Genomic DNA, 22504 nt, shown 5'->3' with positions numbered 1-22504 from the left:
AGGCCGAGCTTGCCGGCGCTTATGAGGCGCCGCTCTATGGCATGCTGGCGGTGAACGAAGCGCTGGAGAAGATGGATTTTCCGCCGGGCGTGCCGAAGCCGCAAATCCTGCTGCACGGCCAACCGCTTGACGAGACAAAGGCGTCTCTACTCTGGGACGGCGAATGGGAAGTCACATGGGTGACCTTCCGCGACATGGGCGCGGCCTTCATGGCGGCTTTGGTCGGGATCTATATCCTGGTCGTCGCGCAGTTCCGCTCATTCAAACTGCCGCTGGTAATCCTGACGCCGATCCCGCTGACCTTTATCGGAATCATGTTCGGCCATTGGCTGTTTCATGCGGCCTTTACCGCCACCTCGATGATCGGCTTCATCGCGCTCGCCGGCATCATCGTGCGCAATTCCATCCTGCTGGTGGATTTCGTGCGCCACGCCGATCGCTCCAAGGGCCTGCGCGCGGTGCTGATCGAGGCGGGCGCGATCCGTTTCAAGCCGATTCTGCTCACGGCGCTCGCCGCGATGATCGGCGCGGCCGTGATCCTGTCGGACCCGATCTTCCAAGGGCTGGCGATCTCGCTGCTATTCGGCCTGGCGTCGTCTACCGCGCTGACCGTGCTGGTCATTCCAGCGATCTACGTGGTCATGCGCGGTGGCCCCAATTTCGACGCGAGCTGAACCGGCTCCCCGCCAAAGGCGACGCCAGCGAAGGCTCCGCCTTTTTCGTTTCGGCTCGCCCGGATCTTGTGAAATTCGGATGTGAGTGTGAGACTATTTTGCGCGCCCGCGCACAGGAATACGGAACGGGATTTGCGTTTGCCTTGCTGACGAAAGGAGCCGAACGTGCGCGAACCTGAAGGACGCATGGTGATCGTCACGGGCGCCTCCGGCGCGCTTGGTTCGGCTGTTGCCGCCGTGCTCGCCGAACACGGCGCTCATGTCGTGGGCGTCGATCGCGCGGAAAACTGGGGCGATCCGGCGGTCGATTTCGCCGGAATCGATCTGGCGGACGAGGAAGCCTGCCGGCGCGCCATCGACGCCGCTGTCGCAAGATCCGGCCCGCTCTATGGAGTGGTCAATATCGCCGGCGGCTTCGATATGGCGACGCTCGCGGAGGGCGGCGCCGCGATCTGGGACCGTATGTATCGCATCAATCTCCGCACGGCGCTTTGTTCCTGCGGCGCGGCGCTGCCGCATTTCGCGGGCCGGGGGCGAATCGTCAATATTGGCGCCGGCGCGGCGGCGAAAGCGGGCGCCGCCATGGGCGCCTATGCGGCGTCGAAATCCGGCGTGGCGCGGCTGACGGAAAGCCTCGCCGAGGAATTGCGCGATGTGGGCGTGACGGTCAACGCCGTGCTGCCGACGATCATCGACACGCCGGCCAACCGGGCGGCAATGCCGGGCGCCGATTTCTCGAAATGGACGCCGCCCGTGGCGATCGCGCGCGTCATCGCCTTTCTGCTTTCCGACGCCGCCTCGGCGGTGACCGGGGCGCTGATTCCGGTGACCGGCGGCGAATGACAGGCAAGGATGTGACGATGGCCGAAAATGATGCTCATGTGGTGTGCGCGCATTGCGGAGCGGTCAACCGGGCGAGCCGCGCCAAACTGGCGGAGGGAAATCCGCCGTCTTGCGGCCGATGCGGAAAGCCTTTGTTCGACGGCGCCATCGAAGCCGCGGACGACGAGACATTTCAGCGGATCGTCGCGCGCACAACCCTGCCGATCCTTGTCGATTTCTGGGCCGAATGGTGCGGTCCGTGCAAGATGATGGCGCCGCAATTTGCCGCCGCCGCCCAGCGCCTCGAACCCCGTGCGCGCTTTCTCAAGGTCGATACGGAGCGCCTGCGCGAGACCGCCGCGCGTTACCGGATCCAGTCGATCCCCACTCTGATCCTGATCCGCGACGGGCGCGAGCAGGCGCGGCAGGCGGGCGCGGTAGATGCGAACACGATCCTGCGCTGGGCGGCTGGCCATGGCGTCGCCTGAGGGGCCGGCCTATCCGACGCGAAGGCCTCAATAGCCGCCCTTGCGGCGGCTTTCCGCGACCCCGGCGATGCGTCCGCCCTGTTTGGAGGGATCGAGCGGGAACAGGTCGTAGAGAGTCTTCTGATCGACCCTTTCGCCCCATTTGTCGGACATGGCCTTGATGATGGTGCGCGTGTTCGGCGTGCTCTGGTTGTTTTCGAAATATTCCTCGCGCAGATAGTCGATCACGTCCCAGTGGCGAGGGCCGAGTTCGACGCCGTCGAGGCTCGCGATATGGCTGGCGAGCTCCCGGCTCCAATCCTCGGGATCGGCCAGATAGCCGGCGGCAGTTGTCTCGATTTCGCGGCCTTGGAACTGGTAGCTCATGAATCCGTCCTTTCTCGGGGTCAAACGGCGCGGCGCAGAGACGCCGGCATGCGCGCGGCCGCGCGCCCGCTGGAAAACGGTGCGGCGCGTTTCGCCTTTTCCGCCCTGACGAAGGCGACGAAACGATCCGTCCACGGCGTGCGCGCGGCGTTGCGCAGATGGGTGAAGCTGGCGAACAGGTTCCCGATCACGATCCCGTCGCGGCAGCCGTCGATTCCGTGACCGCGCCGCATGCGCCAGCCGTAGCGCAAGTCCGGCGCGATATTTTCCAGACGGGCATAATGGAATTCATGGGCGGGCAGCGGCGCATCCGCGACCGATCCACGCCACGGAAAATCTGCGGTCTCCTCGACCCTCACCAGGCCGCGCCCCTGCGGACGTTCGCCCATGACGGAATCGGCGGGAATGATTCCGACCATCGCGTGACTTTCGCCGCAAAAGCGAATCGAGCGCGTCAGATACATCATGCCGCCGCATTCGGCATAGGTCGGCAGGCCGCTCTCAATCGCGGACCCGACGCTTTGGCGCATCGAGCGATTGGCGGACAGCGCCGCAGCCTGCGTCTCGGGGAAGCCGCCGCCGATGAACAGGCCGTCGCAATCGGGCAGGGCTTTGTCGCGCAGGGCGTCGAAAAAGACCAGCCGCGCGCCGGCGTTCTCGAGCGCTTCGAGGTCGTCGGAATAATAGAAGCCGAAGGCGGCGTCGCGCGCGACGGCGAGCGTAACGTCCGGCGAAGGGATCGCCCGCAGGCGTGGGGCCGGGCGCGGCTCAGGCCGCATCGCAGCGGCGATCAGGCCGTCGAGGTCCACGCCATTGAGGACGGCGTCGCGGGCATGCGCGATGACGGCGTCGCATTCGCCAGCTTCATTGGGCGTCGTCAGGCCGAGATGGCGCTCGTCTATGTTCAGTTTTGCATCGCGACCGATGGCGCCGAGCACTTTCAGGTCGGTGTAATTCTCGACCGCCTGCCGCAGTTTGCTCTCCTGCCGCGCGGCGCCGACCTTGTTGAGAATGATGCCTGCGAATTCGACCTCCGGGTCGAATTGGCGATAGCCGAGCAGCAGCGGCGCGATCCCGCGCGCCATGCCTGTTGTGTCGATGACAAGGACGACCGGCGCGCGCAGCAGCTTGGCGAGAGCGGCGGAGGAATCGCCGCCGCGCGGATCGACGCCGTCGTGAAGGCCCTTGTTGCCCTCGATCAGGGCAAGCTCGGCGTCGCCGAAGCCGTGGGCGTAGAGTTTCTCGATTTCGTCCGTCGCCTGTGTGTTGAAATCCAGATTGTAGCAGGGGCGTCCGGACGCGCGCGCAAGCCACATCGGATCGATATAATCCGGGCCTTTCTTGAAGGTCTGGATCTTCATCCCGCGTGCGGCGATCGCCGCCGCGAGGCCGATCGAAACAGTGGTCTTGCCCGAGGATTTAATCGCCGCCGAAACGTAGAAACGGGTCATGGCGCCGCGCTCCCGATCTTGGCCGGAGCCTCCGGCAGGAAGGGCAACAGTCGGAGGGCGAGGGTAGCGATCAGCATGGCGATCGAAATGCCGCTGACGCCCAGCAGCGTCTCGGGCAGGCTCGGACTATAGGCGGCGACGACGCCGTCGAAAAAGGAGCTCGAGACCTCGTAGCCGGGGAAGATCGTGAGAGGATAAGCCTGGCCGCCGATGATGATGACATACATCTGGGCGAGGCCGCCGATCAGGATGAGAACGGAAGCCAGCGCCAGCGCGACCCGGCCCTTGCGGCCATTATCGGCGGTCGCCAGCAAAGCGACCGGCGCGATCGAGCCGATCGCGAGCTGGCCGATCCAGAACAGGGCCGGATAGACGCCGCCATTGAGCAGCAGGAAGGCTTCGATGCTGCGGTAGGGCGCCGCGTAGATCTTGGCGATATGGGCGATGAAGGTGAGGAAGACTGTGGTCAGGACGAAAAGGATCAGCAGGCCGCGGAATTTGACGATCATTTCCTCCGGCATCAGCTCGGCTCTCGTTTCCCGCGACATGGTGGCGAGCACCAGAACGGTGAAGGCGAGGCCATAGACAAGCGACGAGGAGATGAACAGGGGCGCCATGATCGCGCCGAAATAAGCGTCGCGCGCGACGAGGAAGCCGAAGATCGAGCCCGTGCCCATGGTGAGGACCAGGCGCCAACCGAAGGCCAGCGAACCGAGCGCCTTGCCGAGCGCGTAATTCTTGGAGGCCCGGCGATCCATCATGGTGAAGAGATAGGCGCCGACGATCGCCATGAATCCCGTATAGAGATAGATGTTCCAGGCGAAGATCGAACGGAAGTTGTTGGTGGTCATCGCCACGAGCAGGCGGTCGGGCCGGCCGAGGTCGAGCACCAGCACGGCGAGGCCGCCGAGCAGAAGCGCGATGGCGAGCACGCCGGAAAGCCGGGCGAAGGGCTTGTAGTTCAGCCGGTTGAAAACAGACGAAACCGACGCCACATTGAGCGCGCCCGAGGCCGAGACGATCAGGAAGACCGCGAAGACATGCGGCGTTCCCCAGACGATCTGGTTGGTCATTCCGGTCACATGATGGCCATTCGTCTCCATGTAGAACGCCGCGCCCATGCCCGCCGCGACCGCAACGACATGCAGCGCGATAAGGAGCCAGAACAGCGGCGTATGCGAGGTCAGGCGGCGATATTTCTGCGCCATCGGCGCTCTCCCGAAACTTTCACAGATTGGCGTAGGAAATGGCAGGCTTGACCGCGAGATCGGCGCGCAGCTTCACGGTCGGCATGGCGCGCAAGGCCTTGGAGATCTCGCTTTCGGGATCGTTGAGATCGCCGAAGATCATCGCGCCGCCCTCCCGTGCGCAGGCGTCGACGCAAGCCGGATTCTTGCCGGCGTCGACCCGGTCGACGCAGAGCGTGCAGCCTTCGACCGTGCCCTTGCCGCGCGGCGCGTTGACCTTCTGGTCGTCGTGCTCCTCATGGACAAAGGAGCGGGCCTTGTAAGGGCAGGCCATCATGCAATAGCGGCAACCGATGCAGATGTGCTTGTCGACAAGCACGATGCCGTCTGCGCGCTTCATCGAGGCCCCCGTCGGGCAGACGTCGACACAGGGCGGATCGGCGCAATGCTGGCACATCACCGGCGCCGAGCGCTCGACGCCCGTGCGCGGATCGCGCAGGGTGACCTTGCGGATCCATTGCGCGTCGATTTCCGGAAGGCCCGAGCTTTTCAACCCGTTATAATCGTTGCAGGCGGTGACGCAGGCGGTGCAGCCGATCTTGCATTTGTTGAGGTCGATCAGCAGGCCCCAGCGCTTCGTCGGCGAAGCCGGCTCATTCTGCGGTCGCGCCTTCGCCTCGCCGCCGAAGGCGTAGAGCGTCACCCCCGGCCCCAGCAGCGTGGCGGCGAAAGCGCCCGCTGTGCGCAGCAGGCTGCGCCGGTCCGTTGCGGGCTTGGCGGCAGATTTGCCGCAGCCGCCGGAACAGCCTCCCGAACAGGCGCTCATTGTTTTGTCTCCCGCAGAAATGCAGCGAGCCTGGCGGCGTCTTCGCCGTCGATTTCGGTCGCGGCGGCTTTGCCATCGGTCTCGGGACGCGAATTATGGCACTCGAAGCAATCGATCTTCACCGCCGCATAGGTGTGACAGGAGCGGCAGAAATGCTGCGGGCTGGCGAAGGAGACGGGCTTGCCGTCGTCGCCCTTCACGGCATGGCAATTGACGCAGCCGGAAATGTTGAACTGCGGCGTGCGGACGCCCTCGTGCAGTACGTCCTGACGATGCGCCATCATCATTTTCATGTGATTGCGCCGCATGAAATCGGTGTCGGCGACGCAATGCTCGCCCTGGGCGCGCGGCGGGTGCGGCGTCGGCGTGCGGCCGGCGCCGTCGTCGGCTCGAGCGGTCGCCCAGAGGGCGGCGCCGCTCAGGAGCAGGATTGCGGCGAATATGTTCCGCAGCGGGCGCATCCTATTCCCCGAGGCCCATCTGGATATAGCCGGTCGGGCAGACGTCGGCGCAGATATGGCAGCCGATGCATTTCGAATAATTGGTCCGGACATAGCGTCCGACCGCACGCTCCTTTTTCGGCACGCGCTCGACGGCGGTCTGCGGGCAGAAGATCACGCAATTGTCGCATTCGAAGCACATGCCGCAGGACATGCAGCGCTCGCCTTCCTTTTTCGCCTGCTCTTCGCTGAAGCCGACGATGCGCTCCTCGAAATCGCCCAGCACGTGATCGGCGTCGACATGACGCTCGTCGCGCGTCTCGCGCGCGACATAGGTGAAGTGCCCCTTGTAGAGGTCGCGGTGCGGGATGATCTGGGCGGCGCCGCGGTCTTCGTAATTGTGGATCGCATATCTACCTGACGACGTGCCGCGGCTCTGACTGTGGTCATAGGGCGCCGGGTCGAGCGCGCGCTGGTGCAGTTCTTCCAGCAGGTTGAACTGGTTGACGTCGACCTTCGGCCGCTTCTCTTCGAGATGGCCGGAGAGATAATGCGAGATGGTTTCGGCGGCGACGCGGCCGTGGCCGATCGCGGTGGTCAGCAGATGTGGGCGCACGGCGTCGCCGCCGGCGAAATGTTTCTCCATGCCCTTGACGCGATAGAGTCCGTCAATGGCGATGGCCGAGCGGCCGCCGTCGAGCTTTTCGAGCCCGTCGGCGAGGTCGGCCATCTGGCCTATGGCGGAGATGATCATGTCGCAGTCGAGCACGAATTCAGTGCCGTCGACCGGCTGGGGCACGACGCCCTTCATCGTGCATGCGCAGAGGCGCAGGCCGATGGCGACGCCCTGGTCGTTCTTGATCACTTCGAGCGGCATGACGCCGCCCTTGATATCGACGCCTTCGCGCTTGGCGTCCTCGCGTTCGCGCTCGGCGGCGGTCATTTGGTCGATCGGGAACAGCGAGGTCAGGGTCGATTTGACGCCCTCGCGCGCCAGCGCGCCGGCGACATCATGGGCGGTATGGCCGAGCGAGCCCGTTTCCGCGCCGGTGTCATGGGCGTGCGCCGCGGAAATATGGCCGATGCGGCGGGCGACCGAGGCGACGTCGATCGAGGTGTCGCCGCCGCCGACGACGATGATGTTCTTCGCGGTCGAAAGCGCCCAGCCCTGGTTGAAGGCGTCGAGGAATTCCACGCCGGTGATGCAGTTCGGCGCATCGGCGCCGGGAACCGGCAGCGGACGCCCTTTTTGCGCGCCGATCGCCCAGAAGATTGCGTCATAATCGCGGTCGAGCTGGTCCATCGAAATGTCCGAGCCGACGCGCGTGTTCAGCTTTACGGTCACGCCATCGAGCGAAATGATCCGCGCGATTTCGGCGTCCAGCATGTCGCGCGGCGTGCGATAGCCGGGGATGCCGTAGCGCATCATGCCGCCGAGCTTGTCATGCGCCTCGAAGATCGTCACGGCATGGCCATTGCGGCGGAGGAACCAGGCGGCGGAAAGTCCGCCCGGACCGCCGCCGATCACCGCGACCTTCTTGCCGTCGAGCGCGGCCGGCTCCGGCAGCTTGAGATTGTGCTGGATCGCCCAGTCGCCGACATATTGCTCGACGCCGTTGATGCCGACGAAATCGTCGACCTCGTTGCGGTTGCAGCCGTCTTCGCAAGGCGCCGGACAGACGCGGCCCATGCTTGCGGGGAAGGGGTTCGCCTCGACCATGCGGATGAAGGCATATTCCTGCCAGGCCATGCCGGGAACCGGCGGCTTGTCCATGCCGCGCGCGATGGCCAGCCAGCCGCGAATGTCATGACCCGACGGGCAAGAGCCCTGGCAGGGCGGCGCGCGATGCACATAGGTCGGGCATTTGTAGCTCTTGTCCTGCTGGAAGATCTTTTCCGTCAGGTCCGGCCAGTCCCACATCGTCTCGCCATTCTTGAAACGGCGGAAGGTGAGGTTCTTTTTGGGCGCCGTCTCATTCATGGCTGCTCTCCTCCAATTCCTTGGCCTGAACCGAACCGGTCAGGATGATCGCGTTCGACACCATCTGGTGGACGCTGACGATGGCCTCGCGGTCGAATCCATATTGCGGAAGCACCTTGGAGAACTGCGCCTTGCAGATGGCGCAGATGGCGGCCATATGGGTCACGCCGTTTTCCTCGGCGACTTCCTGAAGCGCGCGCATGCGCGGCATGGCGCCCTTGGTTCGGACGTCCATCAATTCGTCGGTCAACAGGCCGCCGCCGCCGCCGCAGCACAGGGTCTGCTCACGGATCGTCTCCGGCGCCATGTCGAAATAATGGTTGCAGACCGTGCGCAGGATCGCGCGCGGTATGTCGAACTGGCCGCCCGCCCAGTCGCCCATGCGCGAGGCGCGCGCGACATTGCAGGAATCGTGGAAGGTCAGGCGGAACTCGTCGTTCTTCGACTTGTCAAAGCGGAGCTTGCTGTTCTGGATCAGGTCATAGGTGAATTCGCAGATATGCTGCGGGACCGGAAAATTGCGGTCGAGGAAATCGAATGGCCCGGCCAGCGTGTCGAGGAAGGAATAGGCGACGCGCCAGGCGTGGCCGCATTCGCCGATGACGATGCGCTTGACGCCGAGCTCGATCGCGGCGTCGCGGATGCGCAGCGCGATCTTTTGCATATTCTCCTGCGAGCCGATGAACATGCCGAAATTCGCCGCTTCCGAGGCGTGGCTCGACAATGTCCACGACACGCCGGATTCGTGCAGCACCTTGGCGTAGCCGAGCAGGCCCTCCATATGCGGCGAAGCGAAGAAATCCGCGCTCGGCGTCACCAGCAGAATGTCGGCGCCCTTTTCGTCGAGCGGCAGGCGCGCGCGCACGCCGGTCTCTTCCTCGATCTCGTCCTCCAGCCCTTCCAGCGTCGCGCGCAGGGCCTTGGGCGGCAGGCCGAGATTATTGCCGATATTGAAGACCTTGCCGATGATCTCGTTGGAATATTTCTGCCCCATGCCGATCGTGTCCATGATGTCGCGCGCGGCCATGGAAATTTCGGCGGTGTCGATGCCATAGGGGCAGAAGACGGAGCAGCGCCGGCACTGCGAGCACTGGTGAAAATAGGAATACCAGTCGTCGAGAACCTCTCTGGTCAGATCCTCGGCGCCGACCAGTTTCGGGAAATATTTCCCGGCGAAGGTGAAGTGGCGACGGTAGACCTTGCGCAGCAAATCCTGGCGGGCGACCGGCATGTTCTTGGGGTCGGAGGTGCCGAGGAAATAATGGCATTTGTCGGTGCAGGCGCCGCATTTGACGCAGGCGTCGAGATAAACGCGAAGCGCCCGCGAATTGTCGACCAGCTCGCCGAGCCTCGTAATCGCCTTGTCGTGCCAATCCTCGACCAGTTCGCCGGGAAAGCCGAGCGGCTGCTGGTGATTGGCCGCGGCGGGAAAAGGCTTGGATCCGGCCATCGCGCCGCAGGCGAGTTGCGGCAGTTCGATGGGGTCGCCGTGGACCTTTTCCTTGGGATCGAAGTCGCTGTCAGCTTCGGCCATGTCAAAATCCTCAGGCGCGCCGGGGAGTGGATTCGAGCCGCGCTGGCGGAACGTGGCGGCGTTCACGGCTATCGTCGGCCTGGTTGCGGCTCGGGCTGAAGAAGACGCCGGGCGCGTGCAACAGCTTCGAGATCGGGAAGACAACCATCAGCGTCAGCACCAGCGTCAGATGGACGAGCAACGCCGGATCGGCGGGCAGGGGGCGCCAGTCGAGATAGATCAGGCCGAGGAAGAAGGCCTTCACAGCGACGATATCGGTGTGCGCCAGGAATTTCATGGCCAGGCCGCTGAGGCCGATCGCCATCAGCAGCGCCAGCATCAGATGGTCGGAAGGGCCGCTGATGTATCGGATGCGCTCGACTGCCAGCCGGCGCGCCCATAAGGCCGCGAGCCCGCCGACCATGGCGAAGCCGGCGAGAATGCCGAAGGGCTGGACCAGGACGACCAGTTCCGGAACGGGCTGGAGGAAATAACGCAGGTGACGCAGGAGGACGACGGCCAGCGCGACATGGAAGATCCATCCGAACAGCCAGATCCATTTGTTGGATTTGAACAGGCTTTCGAACAGAGTGACCTCGCGCAGCATCCGCAGGACGACGCCGCCCCTGGTGAGGGGCGCCGGCGTCGTCGGAATCTTCAGCGGCGCGGGGGTCGTCGCATAGAGCCAGACGCGCCGGAAAAGGGCCGCAACCAGCCACAGCGACGCGGCGTAGAACGCCGTCGCGTAAAAGAGCGTCAACATGGTTTCCTCCCGATCCGGAGCTCTTTCGGCCCTTCGGATCAAGTCATGACTGGATCACACGCAGCCTGTCGGCTTGGGCAGACCCGCGATCTTGCACGCCTGCTTTGCCGGCCCGTAGGGGAACAAGTTGTAGAGCGCCTTCTGGTCGCCCTTTTCCTTGCCGTATTTCTTGGTCATTTCCTTCACGAGAATGCGGACCGCCGGGGCGATCTGATATTCGTCGTAATAATCGCGCAGGAAGTTCACGACTTCCCAGTGCTCGTCGGACATGTCGATTTTCTCGGCCTGGGCGATGACGTCGGCGACGTCCTTACTCCACTGGCCGATGTCCTTGAGATAACCTTCTTCGTCATGTTCGATGACCGAACCATTCACCTGATAACCCGACATTCTCTTCTCCCGAGGGGTCGCAAATTAAAGCCATGAGCAGACGCGCGAGGCGCTGGCCGCCAGTTCGACGAAGCCGCCGTAATCGACGGTTTCGATTCCTTCCATGAGGTCGCTCGGGCCGATGCCTCGCGCGGCGAGATCCGGCGCCAGGGCATAGACCGCGCATTGACGCCCCGCGTCGCCCAGAGCCTGCGCGAAGGCGCCGCCCTTGCGGGCCGCGACGACGCCGTCCTCGATCAGAAGAACGCGATCGCCGGCCAACACATGATCGAGGCAGCTCTTCAGCGCGTTGCGTTCGTAAGGCGATTTGTTGACCGTGTGCAGAGTGGACATGAAGTGGCCTCAGAAGCTCAGGACGACGTCCTGGTCGGCGATCAGCTTCGCCATTTCGGCTTTGTCGACGAAGATGAGCGACGGCTTTTCGTTATAGTCGTCCTCTTCGTCTTCGTAGGTGATCGGCATCAGGTCATCGACCGTCAGCCCGCGCAGATCGAGCGAATCCTTCTCGACATAAAGCTTGCGCACTTCGTAGTCGCCGAGCGCGCGATAGATCTTCGAGAAATTCTTCATGCCCGCGGCGGCTGCGTCCTGGTTGTTCATCAGTTGGAACACGCCGTCATCGAGGAAGGCGAGGCTGACGTCCTGCTCGAAGGCGGCGCCGATCAGCACGACCTCGAGCGATTCCAGCGCGTAGATGGTGCCGAAAGGCGCCCTGCGGTTGATGTAGAGAAATTTCTTTTTCACCTGTTCGTCGGTCATGATTTTATCTCTGTCTTTTAACCCTCGCGTCAGCTCGGCCCTAGCCCGTCCGGGACGGGCGTCTTACGCCCTATGGCGTTCGCTCCTAGCCGGGCCTCATGAACGAGATCCGGCCTCAATCGCCGAACACGAGCAGACGGTCGGACTGGATGCCGGCCTCGATCAGTTGGCCAAGGCCCGAGATGCGGAATCCGGGCGCGATATTGTCGCCGTCCTTGCCCTGGCGCTTGGCTTCGTTGGCGTCGAGAATGCCGCGCCGCTGCGCGGCGGCGATGCAGACGACGAGATCGAGCTTGTGGGCCTCGGCGAGTTCGCTCCAGAGTTTCTGGAGGTTGCGGTCGTCCTGCGGCGGCACGGTGTAGCGCGTGCCGTTGTTGACGCCGTCGTGATAGAAGAACACGCGGAAAATCTCGTGCCCTTTCGCCAAGGCGGCCTTGGCGAATTGAAAAGCGGTGTCGGACGCCTGATGGGTATAGGGCCCTTCATTGATCTGGATGGCGAAGCGCAAGGCGACCTCACTGGCTGAATGACTGGAGCCGTCTCATCGCGACGCATTCGAATGTGTCGTGCATTTGCGCAATGAGATGGAACAAGGTCCGAAAATCCGTTCCGGCAGCCGGGCGAGGCGTCGTGGGGAGCCTCGCCCGGCCAAAACCGCTCAGAAATGCACGTGGGCCGACATGTTCATGGTCTTGCGGGCGCCGGCCCAGGTATCGAGATGGTGCTTGGTGAAGGCGAAGCCGGTCAGCTCGAAGAAGCGCGGCCAGCCGATGCGTTCGATCCATTCGCCGAGGCGCTCCCAGTCCTTCGCATTGTCCTTGTAGGCATAGAGGATCGTGCGGACGACTTCCTCGACCTCCGGCCAGCGTGGCGGGTTGTTCGGAAGGTTGGCGACGACCAGCTTGTGGAAGGTCGGCTTGGAGCGTGCGTTGGAATGCTTGCCGCCGACCCAGACCGCGATCTTGGTCGAGTCCGCGCCATTGATCTGCATCGGCGGGCAGGGCGGATAGCAGGCGCCGCAGCAGACGCACTTCTGCTCATCGACTTCGAGCGAGGGCTTGCCGTCGACCAGCGCCGGACGGATCGCCGCCACCGGGCAGCGCGCGACGACAGCGGGACGCTCGCAGACTTTCGAGACGAGGTCGTGGTTGATCTTCGGCGGCTTGGTATATTGGACATTGATTGAAATATCGCCCTGGCCGCCGCAATTGATCTGGCAGCAGGAGGTGGTGATGCGCACGCGATTTGGCATTTCCTCGCGGATGAACTCCTTGTGCATCATGTCCATCAGGCTCTTCACGACGCCGGAGGCGTCCGTGCCCGGAATGTCGCAATGCAGCCAGCCCTGGGTGTGCGAGATCATCGATACGGAATTGCCGGTGCCGCCGATCGGGAAGCCCTCGGCTCCGAGCGCGTCGATCAATGGTTGAACCTTGGCTTGAGCGGAGACCATGAATTCGATGTTCGAGCGCGTGGTGAAGCGCACATGGCCGTCGGCGAAACGGTCGCCGATGTCGCAGAGCTTGCGGATGGTGAAGACGTCCATCTGGCGCTGCGTGCCGGCGCGCACGGTCCAGATCTCGTCGCCACTTTTCGCAACGTGATGCAGCACGCCGGGGCGCGGACGGTCGTGCCAGGCCCAGGCGCCGTAATTCTTCTTCATCAGCGGATGCATATAGGGGAAGGGATCCGGAACGCCGGTCTCGTCGGGACGGCGCATCGCGGCAGCGCTGCTCATGGAATTTCCTCCGGATGACTGGTTATGGCGCCGCCGCTTTCGCGACGCCTGTTATTGGGTCGTTCGAGACTTCAGTCGGCGGCGACGTTAAGGCCGGCTTCGCGGGCCTTGCGCTCGAAATATTTCTCGGCCTCGTCGGTGAAATCGTCGGTGCGGACGTAGCAGGACGTGCGCGGATGGTTGACCATGTTCGGATCGGGCTCGATTTCCATCGCTTCGAGGAACATGGGCAGACCGATGCGGTCGATCGTCTCGCCGATCCGCTCGTGCTCCAGCGCGTTGTCGGCGAAGAATTCGAGCATGCGTCGCGCCAGCGCGACGAGGTTCTGGTAATCCTCGTCCGTGTCGAGCTTGAAGAACGGGATGATGTTGATGCCCATCAGGTCGCCGACCTTGAGCGCGCGCTTGCCGCCGACGAGGATCGACGCGCCGCGCTCGTCGCCCGGCGCGAGCGCCTTGTTCATCACATTCAGGCAGTGCATGCAGCGCACGCAGCTCTTGTTGTCGACGTCGAGGGTGTCGTCGTCGTTGAGCGAGAGCGCGCGGGTCGGGCACATGGCGATGACATGGTCGATCGCATATTTGCGGCCGACGCGTCCGACATAGGCTTTCACCTCGTCCTGATTGACCTTCATATCGTCGCGCCATGTGCCGATCACGGCGAAGTCGGCGCGATGGATGGCGTTCACGCAATCATTGCCGCAGCCCGAGAATTTGAACTTGAACTTGTAGGGCAAAGCCGGGCGATGCATCTCGTCGAGGAATTCATTGATGACCTCGCGATGCGCCTTGACCTCGTCATAGCAGGACATCTCGCAGCGCGCATGGCCGACGCAGCTCATCGACGTGCGCAGCGCCGGGCCGGCGCCGCCGAGGTCGAAGCCGATCTCGTTGAGTTCGTCGAAGGCCGGCTGGACATTCTCGGACGAGCAACCCTGGAACATGATGTCGCCCGACTGGCCGTGGAAGGCGATCAGGCCCGAGCCGTGACGCTCCCAGATGTCGCAGAGCTGGCGCAGCACGTCGGTGGTGTAATGCATGCCCGCCGGCGGCTGGACGCGCAGGGTGTGGAATTCTTTCGAGGCGGGGAATTTCGCAGCCACTTCCGAGAAACGGGGGATCACGCCGCCGCCATAGCCGAAGACCGAAACCGTGCCGCCCTTCCAGAAGCCGAGCCGCTCCTCATATGAATGTTCAAGCTGGCCGAGCAGATCGTTCATCATCGGCGCATATTGCGCTTGCGTATTGTCGCGCAGCCGTTTCAGGCCGGTGACGAAACTCGGCCACGGGCCGGTTTCGAGTTCGTCGAGAAGCGGCGTCGGATGTTGTGGCGTCGACGCGCCGCCCTTTTCCGAACGCATGGAATCGTCCTGCGACATGACTACCCTCCCTTGGGGCGTTACGGGCAAAGCCGTTCGCCTCGCGCTTGCATTGCGCGGCGATTTGAGCCGCTTCGTTTTTTGGTTCTTGCGATCATAACAGAAAATGCGAATATGAGAATAGATGAAGGAGAGGGAAATGGAGATTTTCTCGCATTCGCCTCAAAATCAAGAAAAAACAGATGACTATCATGGGGATGGCATGTTTGGCGACGGTTGGCGGCCCGCCGTTTTCGCCCTTGAGGAGGAGGAGTCGTGGCGTCGCTGGCGCGGCTGGAAGTTGCAAAGAGCCGAGGCGGCGGCGACTGCGGCGCCCGTGGCCGTCGGCGATCCGAACGCCCTTTTGGCGCAAGAGCGCAAGGCGCTGCTCGACCGGATCGCCGCGACCAATTACGCGCTTTACGAGTGGCGCCGCACGCCGGGCGACGTCGACGCGTGGCTGTTGGCCTTTGCGAGCGCTTTCAACCTGCGCGCCGTCGAAGACCATCGCTCGGCCAATCGTAACGGCGTCGTGCGGATCGAAGTCGCTCGCATGGGCGGTCGCGCGGGTTATATCCCCTATACGAATCGGCGAATCGTCTGGCACACGGACGGCTATTACAATTATCACGGACCGGCGCATTGCGTGCGCGGCATGATCCTGCATTGCGCGGCCGCTGCGTCCGAAGGCGGCGAGAATCGCCTGCTCGATCATGAGCTAGCCTATTTGCGCCTGCGGGACGATGACGCCGAGGCCGTGCGTCTGCTGATGCATCCGCAAGCCATGATCATTCCCGAGGCCGCCGACGATTCGGGGCGTGTCCGCGCCGCCAATGCCGGCCCCGTCTTTTTCCTCGATTCGTCTGGCGCGCTGGCCATGCGCTATACCGCGCGCAAGAAATATGTCGAATGGCGCGATGCGCAGACGCGCGCCGCCGCCGAGCGCCTGCTCGCGCTGATCGAGGCCGAACCTCTGGCGCGCCGCGTCGGACTTGCGCCCGGGCAGGGCGTGCTCTGCAACAATGTGCCGCACGATCGTTCCGCCTTTCAGGACGATGGCCGCTCGCCGCGACTGCTGTGCCGCATCCGTTTCCATAACCGGATCGAGACGAACGAGGAAAACCCATGGCCCGCATCAGCGAATTGATCATCGGCAACCCGCAGATGACGACATTTTCCGAGCTTGAGCAGAAGGTCGTGCAGGCGGCCCGCGACGGCGAAATCCATCTCTATTTCGACATCAAGCCCGAATATCCGGACACGCCGCGCAAATGGGAGCATCGACTGGAACAGGCCTTCTATAACGCCGAGGCCCCCGGCCGATGAGCCAGGCGCCGAAGCGCGACATCGGTGAAATCCAGGCGCCTTATGGCCGCAGGATTCGCCTCGACGAAATCGCCTATGAGAGCGGGATGACGCTGCTTCGGGTGACGATCCGGGAAGGCGGCCGTTACACGATTCTCGAGATCGATGCGGCGACGGCAGACCGATGGGGTCAGTTGATGGCCGACTGGGCTGCTGGGAGGTCGGTCGACGAATGATCGATAATATCGAACGATTCAATCGGAATTTAGCGATTGATAGAAATATTTGAATGTTTGAGACTGTGACGAACTGAAGAAGGCAGGCGTCACATGACGACAGTCAACGTCGCGACACCGAGCGCGCGCAAGAAAAAGAGCGCGATTCTGTCGCTGGCTCCGGGCCTCGCCCTGACTGGCGGCATCGCTCTGCTCGCCTATGCCCTGCGGATGATTCCCGGCGTCGACAAGCTCAGCCCGATGATCCTCGCGATCCTGATCGGCGCCGCGATCCACAACACGATGGGGAATATCGCGGGGACGGCCGATGGCGTCAATTTCTCGCTGCGCCGCATCCTGCGCTTCTCGATCGTGCTGATCGGGCTTCAGATCACCGCCCAGCAGGCGGCGGACGTCGGCTTCGGCGGCCTTGCGATCATCGCGACGGGTCTGCTCGCGACCCTCGCCGCGACCATGATCGTCGGCCGGCTCATGGGCGTGCCGCGTGGCCTGGCCCTGCTGATCGGCGTCGGCACCTCGATCTGCGGCGCTTCGGCGATCGTCGCGGCCAAGGCCGCGACCGGCGGCGAGGATGACGACGCGGCTTATGCGGTCGCCGGCGTCACCCTGTTCGGCACCATCGCCATGTTCCTGTATCCGGCTCTGGCCGCCCCGCTGCACTTGTCGCAAGCACAATATGGCCTATGGGCGGGCTCCTCGGTCCATGAGGTCGCGCAGGCGGTCTTCGCCTCCGCGCAGGGCGGGGCCGAAGCGCTTCAGGTCGGCACGATCGCCAAGCTAACCCGCGTCGCAATGATGGCGCCGGTCATCATCCTGCTCGGCGAATTGTTCGTTCGGATGAACTGGGTCGGCGACGGCCAGCGCGGCCGTCCGCCCTTCCCGTGGTTCCTGATCGGTTTCCTTGCCATGGCGGCGCTCAACAGCGTGGTCGCGATCCCGGCCGATGTGAGCGGCCCGATCCGCGCGGGGACGACATTCCTGCTGTCGATGGCCATGGCCGCGATGGGCCTGCACACCAACCTGCGCCACGTGTTTTCCGCTGGCGTCCGTCCGCTCGCGCTCGGCCTGTTCGCCTCCGCTTTCATCAGCGTGACGGTGCTCGGACTGATCAAATTCGCGCTCTGATCGAAGAGCGCCGCGATAAGGCGAATGTAACGACAGGTTGCGGTCCACGGGCCGCATTGGCTTCTGGACCGGGTGAAAAGCGCGAACGCAAGTGGTTGGATCATAATATTCCGGGGGATGGATCGCCGACGATGGCCAGATACCCGAAATCGCCAATTGACCGAAGAAAGGAAGGCGCGCGTTGCGCAGGATGACGCTTCCCGCATGAAAAGGCGGTCGGGCGCTATATTTTGCTCGACAATCGTATAAATTCGAATAGCCTAATATAATAAAAACATCGGCGGAGCCGTGACCGGCGGCAGAGTCGACGGGGAGAGAGACATGGCGGACATCGTCATCATGGGCGCCGGTTTGGGCGGCGTCATCATGGCCTATGAAATGAAGGACGCAATGCGGCCGGAGGATCGGCTGATCGTCGTCACCAGGGATCCGATCTATCATTTCGTCCCGTCCAATCCCTGGGTCGCTGTCGGATGGCGCACGCGGGAATCAGTCGAGATCGATCTCGCGCCAACCTTTTCTCGGCGCGGCATTGACTTCAAGCCCGTTCCAGTCGCCAAGATCGATCCGGAGACCAGCCGGCTTGAGCTCGAGGATGGCTCGTCGCTGAGCTACGATTATCTGATCGTCGCCACCGGCCCGGAACTCGCGTTCGACGAGATCGAGGGCTTCGGCCCCGAGGCTTTTACCTCGTCGGTCTGCCATATCGATCACGCTGAAAAAACGGCGCTGACCTTAGAGGAATTCTGCAAGAAGCCGGGGCCGGTCATCACCGGCGCGGCGCAGGGCGCGTCCTGCTACGGGCCGGCTTATGAATTCACCTTCATTCTGGAAACGGAGCTGCGTCGCCGCAAGATCCGCGACCAGGTTCCGATGACCTTCATCACCTCGGAGCCCTATATCGGCCATCTCGGCCTCGACGGCGTCGGCGACACCAAGGGCCTGCTCGAAGGGGCGCTGCGCGAGAAGCACATCAAATGGCTGACCAGTTCGCGCGTGAAGAAGGTCGAGAGCGGTAAGATGATCGTCGAGGAAATCGCCGATGACGGCTCCGTCAAGGCGACCAAGGAAATGCCATTTGGCATGGCGATGATGCTGCCCGCCTTTCGCGGTATCAAGCCGTTGCGCGGCATCGAGGGTCTGGTCAATCCGCGCGGCTTTGTCGTCGTCGACAAGCATCAGCGGAATCCGAAATATCAGAACGTTTTCGCGGTGGGCGTCTGTGTCGCCATTCCGCCGATGGGGCCGACACCGGTGCCCTGCGGCGTGCCCAAGACCGGCTTCATGATCGAATCCATGGTCACGGCGGCGGCGAAAAATATCGGCGAAATCCTGCGCGGCCGGAAGCCGATCTACCAGGGTTCGTGGAATGCGGTCTGCCTCGCCGATTTCGGCGACACGGGGATCGCCTTCGTCGCCCAGCCCCAGATCCCGCCGCGCAACGTCAACTGGTCCGGCTCGGGCCGTTGGGTTCATGCCGCCAAGATCGGTTTCGAGAAATATTTCATCCGCAAGATGCGCAAGGGAACCAGCGAGCCGTTCTATGAATCGGCAGCGCTCAACATGCTTGGCATCGGAAAGCTCAAGGACGTCTCGACGGATTGAGCCGCGTCAATGCGGCTGCCGAGCCGGGAAAGGGACCATTCAATGACCGAACAAATCAGCGCCGGAACCAATGCGAAGACGATGACGATCATCGTCACCAAGGGATCGTTGGACTGGGCCTATCCGCCCTTCATCCTCGCGACGACGGCGGCGGCCATGGGCGTCGACGTCACATTGTTCTTCACCTTCTATGGGCTCGAACTTCTGAAAAAGAAGCTCGACCTTCAGGTGACCCCGCTGGGCAATGCGGCAATGAAAATGCCGATCATGGGCATGCACATGGCCATGCCCAACATCATCAATATGATCCCCGGCGTCGATGCCGGCGCCACGGTCATGATGAAGAACCTGATCAAGAAGAAGGGCGTCGCCTCGATCGAGGAGTTGCGCGAGGCGGCGATCGAATCCGACGTCAATCTCATCGCCTGTCAGATGACGCTCGATCTGTTCGAATATCATCAGTCGGATCTGATCGATGGCGTCACGCTTGGCGGCGCAGCGACCTATATGGAAAAGGCGCTCAAGTCCGACATCAACCTGTTCATCTGATCCTGCCGTTCAGATACGACCAAGAGGGAAAATCATGGCTGACAAGATGCTCGACGCGAAGGGACTGAACTGCCCGCTGCCGATCCTGCGCGCGAAGAAGACGCTGAAGGAAGTGCCGGCTGGCGGAACGCTAGAAATCCTCGCGACCGATCCGGGTTCCGTCGCCGATTTCGCCGCCTTCTGCCGGACCACGGGCAACGAACTGGTTGAATCCTCGTCGGATGGCGGGGTCTATCGTTTCGTGATCAAGCATGTCGCCTGAGGCGTTGTTTGGCGGACGATCCGCGCTTCGCGCAAAAAACGTCGTAAACGGCTTTCAGGATCGTCCGCACGTCGTCATTCGCGAGATTGTAATAGATCGATTTGCCGTCGCGCCGGTATGAAACCAGCCCTTCGAGTCGCAGCCGCGCAAGCTGCTGGGACACTGTCGATTGCCGCTGCGACAGCAGGCTCTCGAGTTCACTGACGGACTTTTCGCCCTGACAGAGCAGGCACAGAATCAGCAAGCGCGATTCATGGGCCAGGGCCTTGAGAAAATCGGCCGCGCCATGCGCCGAATCCGCGATCTCGCCGAGGTCGTCGGAGAGCTGGACTTCTTTTCGCTTCGCCGCAGCCACGGTGGAGCCTTTCGCATTGCAGCATCGTTTAGTTGATAAGTAGGGTGGATTAATCGGGTTGTAAAGACTGTTTTTGAATAGTCGAATATGAAAATTTGTTTTTCGTTTAGACAACGTCCTGCCGAGGCGTCGTGCTGATTTTCGCGACGATCGTGTCGCCGCGGGACTCCAGATCCGTGGCAAACCGCCGCGCCAGCGCCTGCATGGCCTCGTTCTCGGGAAGAATTTCCAATTCGAGGCGCGCAACGCCCTTTTCGCGGGCGATGTCGATCATCTTTCGCATCAGCGCTGCGCCGAGGCCCAGCCGGCGCCATCGACGCTCGACGCTGAAAGCAAGTTCGCCAAGTGCGGCGTCGGTCACATCGGGGACCAGTTCGCCCGCGCCGCGAATTTCGCCTTCGGCCGCGCAGGCGAGAACGGCCCGGCCGTCCGAGGTCGCAGCGCCGGCGTGCAGCGCGATCATGAATTCAGGCGGATTTTCGAAGAAGCGAAAACGCCGGTCCTCGGCGTCAAGTCGCATCAGGTGATCGAGATAACGATCGGCGTCATCGGGGCCGAGGCGGGCAAAAGACCACGAGGTTTCGGAAGTCATGAGGGGACCTTCGAAAGGAAGCCGGGCGAATTCGCTCAGCCTCTCTCTGTCGCATCAAAGGCGCAAGGCGCGCAATGTCCCGATCGCCGCGCCTCACACCGCCGAAAAGACCGGCGCGCGCCGTTTGCCCTTATTGAGTTCGTCCTGAACGGCGCGGGCGAGTTCGAAATAGGGTCGCGCCTGAGCCGAGTCCGGGGCGGAGGCGACGACGGGGGCGCCGGCGTCCGAGGTTTCGCGGATCTTCAGGTCGAGCGGGGCCGCTCCGAGGAAACGCACATTATGTTTTTCGGCCTCGGCCTTGGCGCCGCCGTGGGCGAAGATTTCGGTGCGGCCGCCGCAATGCGGGCACAGGAAATAGCTCATATTCTCGAACAGGCCAAGCACCGGGGTCTTGACCTGGTTGAACATGGCGATGGCCCGGCGGGCGTCGATCAGGGCCATGTCCTGCGGCGTAGAGACGATCACGGCGCCGGCGAGCGAGGCGTTCTGCGCCATGGTCAGTTGCACGTCGCCGGTGCCGGGCGGCATGTCGACCACCAGCACGTCGAGATCGCCCCAGGCCACATCGCGCAGCAATTGGCGGATCGCCGTCATCACTAGCGGGCCGCGCCAGACCACGGCGGCGTCGTCTGGCACCAGGAAGCCGATCGATATCAGCTTGACGCCATATTTGACGAAAGGCTCCAGCAAATGACCGTCCGACGCCAAATTCGGCTTGCCCGAGACGCCGAACAGCATCGGCAGCGAGGGGCCGAACACGTCGGCGTCGAGCAGGCCGACCTTCTGGCCGAGCGCCGCCAAAGCCACGGCGAGATTGGCGGCGGTGGTGGATTTGCCGACGCCGCCTTTACCGGAAGCGATCGCGACGATCTGTTTGACGTGATCGAGGCCGGGGCCCTGCGCGGGCGCGTCGCCGTGGGACGTCAGAGGCTGCGAAGGTTTAGGCTGCGGTGGCCGCTCGGCGGTGAGCGCGACGAAAGCCGCGGTCACGCCGGGCAGGGCCTTCAGGGCCTGTTCGGCCGCCAGCCGCATCGGCTCGCTGGCCTTGGCCTGGTCGGGCGAGACGGAAAGCGACAGATAGATCTTGTCGTCGTGGATCGACAGCCCGGACAGGGCGCCCGATTGCGGCAGCGGCGTGCGGCCGTCGGGTCCCATGACGGCATTCAGCGCGGCGAGCGCCTCCTCATTCGTGGCCATGATCGCTCTCCGGATCGGTTTGGGGTTTGGGGAGATACCAGTTGAGCTTGTCGCGCAGGCCCACCACCTCGCCGACGATGATGATGGTCGGACCGCGCAGGCCGGCGGCGACCGCCTTGCCCGCTATGTCGGCTATCGTCCCCGTCACCGTGATCTGGTTGGCGCGTGTGCCGTTTTCGACAATCGCCACCGGTTTGGCAGGATCGGCGCCATGGCGCAGGAGTTCCCGCATCAGATAATCCAGATGGGCGAGGCCCATGTAAATCGCAATGGTCTGACGCGGCCGCAGCAGCGTCGACCAGTCGAGATCGATCGGGCCGTCCTTGCCGTGGCCGGTGACGAAGACGCAGGATTGCGCGTAATCGCGATGGGTCAGCGGTATGCCGGCATAAGACGCGCAGCCGGCCGCGGCGGTCACGCCGGGGCAGACCTGGAAGGGAATGCGCTGCTCCGCGAGTTTTTCGATCTCCTCGCCGCCGCGCCCGAAAATGAACGGGTCGCCGCCCTTGAGCCGCAGCACGC

28 protein-coding genes are annotated in these 22504 nt (G+C 63.2%); 10 read left to right on the top strand and 18 right to left on the bottom strand.

What is annotated here, in order from left to right; genetic code table 11:
• The 3 genes from ACE3S9_RS03180 to trxC all read left to right on the top strand — a co-directional run.
• Positions 1–674: efflux RND transporter permease subunit (locus ACE3S9_RS03180; RefSeq protein ID WP_374544981.1), on the top strand; the 674-nt coding region annotated here is incomplete at its 5' end.
• 186 nt (positions 675–860) lie between these two features.
• Entirely contained in the window at positions 861–1517 is a 657-nt protein-coding gene (locus ACE3S9_RS03175; protein ID WP_374544983.1) for an SDR family NAD(P)-dependent oxidoreductase, read from the top strand.
• A gap of 17 nt (positions 1518–1534) precedes the next feature.
• Positions 1535–1984, top strand: coding sequence for a thioredoxin TrxC (trxC, locus tag ACE3S9_RS03170; protein WP_374544980.1), 450 nt, complete (start codon positions 1535–1537; stop codon positions 1982–1984).
• Between the two features lie 27 nt (positions 1985–2011).
• Here trxC and ACE3S9_RS03165 read toward each other — a convergent pair whose 3' ends face one another.
• From ACE3S9_RS03165 to dsrA, 14 genes are all read right to left on the bottom strand, one after another.
• Positions 2012–2350: a TusE/DsrC/DsvC family sulfur relay protein gene (locus ACE3S9_RS03165; RefSeq protein ID WP_374544979.1), complete on the bottom strand. Its 339-nt coding sequence runs from the start codon at positions 2348–2350 to the stop codon at positions 2012–2014.
• 20 nt (positions 2351–2370) lie between these two features.
• Positions 2371–3801 carry a cobyrinate a,c-diamide synthase gene (locus ACE3S9_RS03160; RefSeq protein WP_374544978.1) on the bottom strand — a complete coding sequence of 477 codons (1431 nt, stop codon included), beginning with the start codon at positions 3799–3801 and terminating at the stop codon, positions 2371–2373.
• Complete coding sequence (nrfD, locus tag ACE3S9_RS03155) at positions 3798–5009, bottom strand: NrfD/PsrC family molybdoenzyme membrane anchor subunit (protein ID WP_374544977.1); 1212 nt, start codon at positions 5007–5009, stop codon at positions 3798–3800. Before nrfD ends, ACE3S9_RS03160 begins: the two co-directional genes overlap by 4 nt.
• Positions 5010–5028: 19 nt before the next feature.
• Positions 5029–5814 (bottom strand): sulfate reduction electron transfer complex DsrMKJOP subunit DsrO, encoded by a 786-nt coding sequence (dsrO, locus tag ACE3S9_RS03150; protein WP_374544976.1) that lies wholly within the window; start codon positions 5812–5814, stop codon positions 5029–5031.
• Positions 5811–6275 carry a hypothetical protein gene (locus ACE3S9_RS03145; protein ID WP_374544975.1) on the bottom strand — a complete coding sequence of 155 codons (465 nt, stop codon included), beginning with the start codon at positions 6273–6275 and terminating at the stop codon, positions 5811–5813. The genes dsrO and ACE3S9_RS03145 overlap by 4 nt, the downstream gene beginning before the upstream one ends.
• A gap of 1 nt (position 6276) precedes the next feature.
• Positions 6277–8235, bottom strand: a complete 1959-nt coding sequence (locus ACE3S9_RS03140) for an NAD(P)-binding protein (protein WP_374544974.1) — start codon at positions 8233–8235, stop codon at positions 6277–6279.
• Complete coding sequence (gene dsrK, locus ACE3S9_RS03135; protein WP_374544973.1) at positions 8228–9769, bottom strand: sulfate reduction electron transfer complex DsrMKJOP subunit DsrK; 1542 nt, start codon at positions 9767–9769, stop codon at positions 8228–8230. Before dsrK ends, ACE3S9_RS03140 begins: the two co-directional genes overlap by 8 nt.
• A gap of 10 nt (positions 9770–9779) precedes the next feature.
• Complete coding sequence (locus tag ACE3S9_RS03130) at positions 9780–10511, bottom strand: respiratory nitrate reductase subunit gamma (protein WP_374544972.1); 732 nt, start codon at positions 10509–10511, stop codon at positions 9780–9782.
• Positions 10512–10565: 54 nt separating this feature from the next.
• Positions 10566–10901: a TusE/DsrC/DsvC family sulfur relay protein gene (locus ACE3S9_RS03125; protein ID WP_374544971.1), complete on the bottom strand. Its 336-nt coding sequence runs from the start codon at positions 10899–10901 to the stop codon at positions 10566–10568.
• Between the two features lie 24 nt (positions 10902–10925).
• The gene (gene tusB / locus ACE3S9_RS03120; RefSeq protein WP_374544970.1) at positions 10926–11234 is read right to left on the bottom strand and encodes a sulfurtransferase complex subunit TusB; all 309 of its coding nucleotides are present in this window, start codon (positions 11232–11234) and stop codon (positions 10926–10928) included.
• A gap of 9 nt (positions 11235–11243) precedes the next feature.
• Entirely contained in the window at positions 11244–11660 is a 417-nt protein-coding gene (gene tusC / locus ACE3S9_RS03115; RefSeq protein ID WP_374544969.1) for a sulfurtransferase complex subunit TusC, read from the bottom strand.
• A 115-nt stretch (positions 11661–11775) separates the two neighbouring features.
• Positions 11776–12168, bottom strand: a complete 393-nt coding sequence (gene tusD / locus ACE3S9_RS03110; RefSeq protein ID WP_374544968.1) for a sulfurtransferase complex subunit TusD — start codon at positions 12166–12168, stop codon at positions 11776–11778.
• Positions 12169–12318: 150 nt separating this feature from the next.
• On the bottom strand, positions 12319–13398 hold the full coding sequence (gene dsrB / locus ACE3S9_RS03105; RefSeq protein ID WP_374544967.1) for a dissimilatory-type sulfite reductase subunit beta: 1080 nt from the start codon (positions 13396–13398) through the stop codon (positions 12319–12321).
• Between the two features lie 71 nt (positions 13399–13469).
• A complete protein-coding gene (gene dsrA / locus ACE3S9_RS03100) occupies positions 13470–14777 on the bottom strand; it encodes a dissimilatory-type sulfite reductase subunit alpha (protein WP_374544966.1) in 1308 nt (435 codons plus the stop codon).
• 202 nt (positions 14778–14979) lie between these two features.
• On the opposite strand from dsrA, the gene ACE3S9_RS03095 reads away from it, so the two are divergent.
• The 7 genes from ACE3S9_RS03095 to ACE3S9_RS03065 all read left to right on the top strand — a co-directional run bounded on the left by ACE3S9_RS03095 (position 14980) and on the right by ACE3S9_RS03065 (position 19838).
• Complete coding sequence (locus ACE3S9_RS03095) at positions 14980–15903, top strand: TauD/TfdA family dioxygenase (protein ID WP_374544965.1); 924 nt, start codon at positions 14980–14982, stop codon at positions 15901–15903.
• The gene (locus ACE3S9_RS03090; RefSeq protein WP_374544964.1) at positions 15882–16082 is read left to right on the top strand and encodes a sulfur relay protein DsrC; all 201 of its coding nucleotides are present in this window, start codon (positions 15882–15884) and stop codon (positions 16080–16082) included. The genes ACE3S9_RS03095 and ACE3S9_RS03090 overlap by 22 nt, the downstream gene beginning before the upstream one ends.
• Positions 16079–16297, top strand: coding sequence for a hypothetical protein (locus tag ACE3S9_RS03085; RefSeq protein WP_374544963.1), 219 nt, complete (start codon positions 16079–16081; stop codon positions 16295–16297). The genes ACE3S9_RS03090 and ACE3S9_RS03085 overlap by 4 nt, the downstream gene beginning before the upstream one ends.
• A gap of 93 nt (positions 16298–16390) precedes the next feature.
• Entirely contained in the window at positions 16391–17422 is a 1032-nt protein-coding gene (locus ACE3S9_RS03080; protein ID WP_374544962.1) for a YeiH family protein, read from the top strand.
• Positions 17423–17743: 321 nt separating this feature from the next.
• Positions 17744–19027 carry an NAD(P)/FAD-dependent oxidoreductase gene (locus ACE3S9_RS03075; protein ID WP_374544961.1) on the top strand — a complete coding sequence of 428 codons (1284 nt, stop codon included), beginning with the start codon at positions 17744–17746 and terminating at the stop codon, positions 19025–19027.
• Between the two features lie 42 nt (positions 19028–19069).
• The gene (locus ACE3S9_RS03070; RefSeq protein WP_374544960.1) at positions 19070–19576 is read left to right on the top strand and encodes a DsrE/DsrF/DrsH-like family protein; all 507 of its coding nucleotides are present in this window, start codon (positions 19070–19072) and stop codon (positions 19574–19576) included.
• 34 nt (positions 19577–19610) lie between these two features.
• Positions 19611–19838 (top strand): sulfurtransferase TusA family protein, encoded by a 228-nt coding sequence (locus tag ACE3S9_RS03065; protein ID WP_374544959.1) that lies wholly within the window; start codon positions 19611–19613, stop codon positions 19836–19838.
• Here ACE3S9_RS03065 and ACE3S9_RS03060 read toward each other — a convergent pair.
• The 4 genes from ACE3S9_RS03060 to ACE3S9_RS03045 form a co-directional block, all read right to left on the bottom strand.
• Complete coding sequence (locus ACE3S9_RS03060) at positions 19822–20142, bottom strand: ArsR/SmtB family transcription factor (RefSeq protein ID WP_374544982.1); 321 nt, start codon at positions 20140–20142, stop codon at positions 19822–19824. The genes ACE3S9_RS03065 and ACE3S9_RS03060 overlap by 17 nt on opposite strands.
• Positions 20143–20299: 157 nt before the next feature.
• Positions 20300–20785 (bottom strand): N-acetyltransferase family protein, encoded by a 486-nt coding sequence (locus ACE3S9_RS03055; protein ID WP_374544958.1) that lies wholly within the window; start codon positions 20783–20785, stop codon positions 20300–20302.
• 93 nt (positions 20786–20878) lie between these two features.
• A complete protein-coding gene (locus ACE3S9_RS03050; protein ID WP_374544957.1) occupies positions 20879–21982 on the bottom strand; it encodes a P-loop NTPase in 1104 nt (367 codons plus the stop codon).
• On the bottom strand, positions 21969–22504 hold a 536-nt coding region (locus ACE3S9_RS03045; protein WP_374544956.1), incomplete at its 5' end, for a uroporphyrinogen-III C-methyltransferase. The genes ACE3S9_RS03050 and ACE3S9_RS03045, both read right to left, overlap by 14 nt.

The organism is Rhodoblastus sp. (assembly GCF_041915505.1).
Taxonomy (GTDB): Bacteria; Pseudomonadota; Alphaproteobacteria; order Rhizobiales; family Beijerinckiaceae; genus Rhodoblastus.
The sequence above is the reverse complement of the archived record's forward strand: the minus strand, read 5'-3'. Positions and strand labels throughout refer to the sequence as shown.